5 protein-coding genes and 1 pseudogene are annotated in these 3752 nt (G+C 58.1%); 3 read left to right on the top strand and 3 right to left on the bottom strand.

The window, feature by feature from the left end; translation table 11 throughout:
- Positions 1–279: pseudogene (locus tag AAAB16_RS12405) on the bottom strand (hypothetical protein); the annotation flags it as partial.
- A gap of 177 nt (positions 280–456) precedes the next feature.
- Here AAAB16_RS12405 and AAAB16_RS12400 point away from each other — a divergent pair.
- Together AAAB16_RS12400 and AAAB16_RS12395 are read left to right on the top strand one after the other, a co-directional pair.
- A complete protein-coding gene (locus tag AAAB16_RS12400) occupies positions 457–1113 on the top strand; it encodes a DUF3313 domain-containing protein (protein ID WP_340663592.1) in 657 nt (218 codons plus the stop codon).
- Between the two features lie 349 nt (positions 1114–1462).
- Positions 1463–1855 carry a hypothetical protein gene (locus tag AAAB16_RS12395; RefSeq protein ID WP_340663591.1) on the top strand — a complete coding sequence of 131 codons (393 nt, stop codon included), beginning with the start codon at positions 1463–1465 and terminating at the stop codon, positions 1853–1855.
- Between the two features lie 106 nt (positions 1856–1961).
- Here the strand turns inward: AAAB16_RS12395 and AAAB16_RS12390 are convergent, their stop codons facing one another.
- Both AAAB16_RS12390 and AAAB16_RS12385 read right to left on the bottom strand, forming a co-directional pair.
- Positions 1962–2126: a DUF1328 domain-containing protein gene (locus AAAB16_RS12390; protein WP_110615871.1), complete on the bottom strand. Its 165-nt coding sequence runs from the start codon at positions 2124–2126 to the stop codon at positions 1962–1964.
- 239 nt (positions 2127–2365) lie between these two features.
- Entirely contained in the window at positions 2366–2803 is a 438-nt protein-coding gene (locus tag AAAB16_RS12385; RefSeq protein ID WP_340663590.1) for a PA2169 family four-helix-bundle protein, read from the bottom strand.
- A 240-nt stretch (positions 2804–3043) separates the two neighbouring features.
- Between AAAB16_RS12385 and AAAB16_RS12380 the strand changes: the two genes are divergently transcribed.
- A partial coding sequence (locus tag AAAB16_RS12380; protein ID WP_340663589.1) for a response regulator occupies positions 3044–3752 on the top strand: 709 nt, incomplete at its 3' end.

Raw genomic sequence — 3752 nt, 5'->3', positions numbered from 1 at the left:
GTGGCCGCGCGGTACACCGGGCATCAGGCGGGCGAACAGCGGGCCGAGCAGGCGCGCGAGCATGTCGACCAGGCCGGCTTTTTCGGCAATGCGCAAAAAGCCCAGCCACAAGGTCAGGGTGCCGAATAGCAGCACCATCACTTCCACCGACAGCTTGGCCATGGCGAACAGGCTTTCCACCATCGCGGCAAAGATGCCGGCGTTGCCACCGACCAACCACTGCGCTAATGCCGAGACGGCGGCTATTACAAAAAAACTCAGCCACAGGCCGTTGAGCATGGTGTGTCCCCCAGATGTGCCGCGGATGATAGCGGCGTGGAGTAGTGCTTTGCCAGAAAGCACGGCCTTTTCGCCAAGGTAGCTGGCCAGGCAGCAGGGTGAGAATTCTCGGCTAGGCTCAAACCGCTGTTGTTAGCAGCAGCCTATTCCCCACCCCCACCTTTGGGAGCTTCAAGGATGACCAGACAGCTACTTGTCACGTTTGCGCTTACCACAAGCCTGCTGCTTGCCGGCTGCTCCAGCTCCACCACCAAGCCTGAGCAGTATTCCGGTTTTCTCCCGGACTACTCGATCCTCAAGCCCGCCACGTCAGCCAGCGGGGCGCCGGTGATGCGTTGGGTGAAGCCAGGGCTGGACCTCAGTAGGTACAGCTCGGTGCTGGTGGAGCAACCGCAGTTCTATCCCAAGCCCAAACCTAGCGATCAGGTGAGCCAGAAAACCCTGAACGATGTGTCCAACTACCTGCAGCAAGCGATGAAGCGTGAACTGGCCGGGCGCCTGACGGTGGTTAGCCAAGCCAACGCTGACACCTTGGTTATTCGCTCAGCGATTACCGCTGTGGATGTCTCTGCCGAAGGCTTGAAGGTGTATGAGGTGATTCCGATTGCCCTGGCAGTAGCCGCCGCCAGCACCGCCGCCGGCACGCGTGATGAAGACACCACCATTTACGTTGAGCTGCAGGCGCTTGATGGCGGCACCAGCCAACCGGTGGCCGAGGTGGTGCGCAAAGGCACCGGCTTGCAGTTGGAGAACAACAGCACGCAACTGACGGTAAAAGACTTGGCGCCGGTGTTGGACACCTGGGCCAAGGATGCGCGCAACTTCAAGCCGTAACGTTTACCCCTCCCCGGACAAAAGCGCCCTCTACGGAGGGCGTTCTGCGCTTGGCACCGCGCCCGTGCCGGCAGCCCTGGCCGAGCAATAAGTTCGCCGCAGTATCCGTCGCAACTCTACCTAAAAACCGCTAATGGCCTGCGCTTTTGCCAGCCGCGCAGAAGGCCGGTCCTACCCCTTGGCCGGTGCTAGGCGACAGCCATGCACCAGCGCGTATGCGAGTTTTATCGCTCTGGGAAACGCAGCGCGAAACCCCAGAACGCGGCTCGCAAGCCGAAAAAATAACCCGTCCCCACCGGCGTTTTGCACGGCGGCAGGGGCGTGCCAAGAGAGATCATTGGGAGGTCTTATGAAACTGATAAAAACCACGTTTGCGGCGGCAACGCTGGCACTCCTGTTCAGCAATACGGCTTCAGCCTTGGTGGTGTGTGGCCAAGGGAAGATTCAAGCGATGGACTATGCCTGGGCCAACGAAGGCGCCTTACGAATCGCCACTGAACAAATGCCCGGCGATTACGGCACCTACTTACAAGTTCAAGGCTTGGGGCCAATGATTGAAATGGGGCCAGGTGGCGCGATCCCTACGTACCGCTGGACAGATCGTTTGCGCATCCTGGACCGAGCGCTGGCACAACAACTTCCGGTGCAAATACTGTCGAGGGGTAAAAATTGTATGGGCGCTAGCGACGACTTCGACATCGCGATATGTACCGATGCAACCCGCTGCCAAAAAGCACGTTAATGCGCGCTGTTATGTTGGCCCCGCGCGCTTGCGCTAGCGGTTAACTAAAAGCTGCTTAAAAAAAACGCCCTCTGCTGAGGGCGTTTTTGTGTGTTGCTGCCTGGCGTCAGACTCGACCGCGACGACCAAAGATCAGCGATACAACGAACATCACCAGGAACACGACAAAGAGAATTTTCGCGATGCCGGTTGCGGTGCCCGCAATACCACCAAAGCCCAACACTGCTGCGACGATGGCGATGATCAGAAAGGTAATTGCCCAACTCAACATGATGTCTCTCCTTACATTTTGTTTAGGGTTCGAAACCCTGTTTGTCAGGAACCCTTAATAGGTTGGAACCGCCGGCTTTGGCCTTGGTTCAGGTTCCTTCTCTATTGCTGAACTACGGAAAAAATTGCCGTACTGCATGGTGAAAACAAAACCTGCTACGTCTGCGGCTGGGTCGCTCTTGGCAACAAGCGTTGGCGCCGCGAAGCGGGCTATCCGTAGCCCCGCGCAGGCTTGAATCCTTACTTGCCCAGGCTGTGTTTCAGGTCGCGCATGCGGTCATGGCAGGCACGTACTTTTGGCATTTCTACTGCCAGTGCCGCACGGACGTCCGGGTCCGCATCTTCCATGGCGTCTTCGAAGGCGTGCAGAATGCGGTCTTCTGTGTCTTCCAGTTCAGCCACATAGGCCGCGCCTTCGTCTTTGGTCATGCTCGCTTTGGTATCGGCATACACCTGACGCAGTTTGCCCATCACGGTACCGCCCTGAGCGGGGGTGTCGTGGTTAGCAGCGACTTTTACCGCCAGCGCCTGGATCACTTGGATCTTGGCTTGCGACATGTCGCGAAACAGCGCTTGCAGTTGTGGGTCTTTGACTTCGGTGATGGCGTGCTCGTAGAAGCGTTGGCCGTCACGGGTGATTTCGATCAGTTCGTTCAGTTGGCTGGTGCGACTGCTCATGATGGTTTCCTCTCTCTCTTTGTCTTGGGCCGTTCTTGGCCTCGTTGAGAGGGATATCGCAAGCGCTGTGCCAGCTTTTTAAATGTTTTTTATTCCTTTAAAAACAATAGCTTAACCATTATGACCGGCAAGTCTGGCCATGCAGCTTGCAGGATAGGTATAAATCCACCGTGCAAGTTGCACGAACTTGCCTGTACTTTCCGTGACTAACGCTCACTGCAACCGATCTTGAGAACAAACATGGAAGCCTCCAGCCCAAAAAGTGGCCGTATTTTGCTCGTCGACGATGAGTCGGCAATTCTGCGTACCTTCCGCTATTGCCTGGAAGATGAGGGCTACACCGTGGCTACGGCCACCAGCGCCATGCAGGCCGATACCCTGCTGCAACGCCAGGTATTCGACCTGTGTTTGCTCGACCTGCGCCTGGGCGAGGACAACGGCCTCGAGGTGCTGGCGCAGATGCGTCTGCAAGCGCCGTGGATGCGCGTGATCATCGTCACCGCGCACTCGGCTATCGATACCGCGGTGGATGCCATGCAAGCCGGCGCCAGCGATTACCTGGTCAAGCCGTGCAGCCCCGACCAACTGCGCATGGCCGCCTCCAAACAATTGGAAATTCGCCAATTGGCTGCGCGCGTGGAGCAGTTGGAAGGCCAGACTCGCAAACCCAGCGATGACCTTAATTCCCACAGCCCGACCATGATGGCCGTGCTGGAAACCGCGCGGCAGGTGGCCGGCACTGACGCCAACATTCTGATTCTCGGTGAGTCCGGCACCGGCAAGGGCGAGCTGGCCCGCGCCATTCACGGCTGGAGCCTGCGCTCGAAGAAAGGCTCGGTGACCATTAACTGCCCGTCGCTTACCGCTGAGCTGATGGAAAGCGAGCTGTTCGGTCACAGCCGCGGCGCCTTTACCGGCGCCAGTGAAAGTACCTTGGGCCGGGTGAGCC

This window comes from Pseudomonas sp. (assembly GCF_037994325.1).
Taxonomy (GTDB): domain Bacteria; phylum Pseudomonadota; class Gammaproteobacteria; order Pseudomonadales; family Pseudomonadaceae; genus Aquipseudomonas.
The sequence above is the reverse complement of the archived record's forward strand: the minus strand, read 5'-3'. Positions and strand labels throughout refer to the sequence as shown.

Bases quoted from the DNA above. Each gene is read 5' to 3' on its own strand.
- AAAB16_RS12400 (WP_340663592.1), top strand. From the start codon at position 457: ATGACCAGACAGCTACTTGTCACGTTTGCGCTTACCACAAGCCTGCTG.
- AAAB16_RS12395 (WP_340663591.1), top strand. From the start codon at position 1,463: ATGAAACTGATAAAAACCACGTTTGCGGCGGCAACGCTGGCACTCCTG.
- AAAB16_RS12390 (WP_110615871.1), bottom strand. From the start codon at position 2,126: ATGTTGAGTTGGGCAATTACCTTTCTGATCATCGCCATCGTCGCAGCA.
- AAAB16_RS12385 (WP_340663590.1), bottom strand. From the start codon at position 2,803: ATGAGCAGTCGCACCAGCCAACTGAACGAACTGATCGAAATCACCCGT.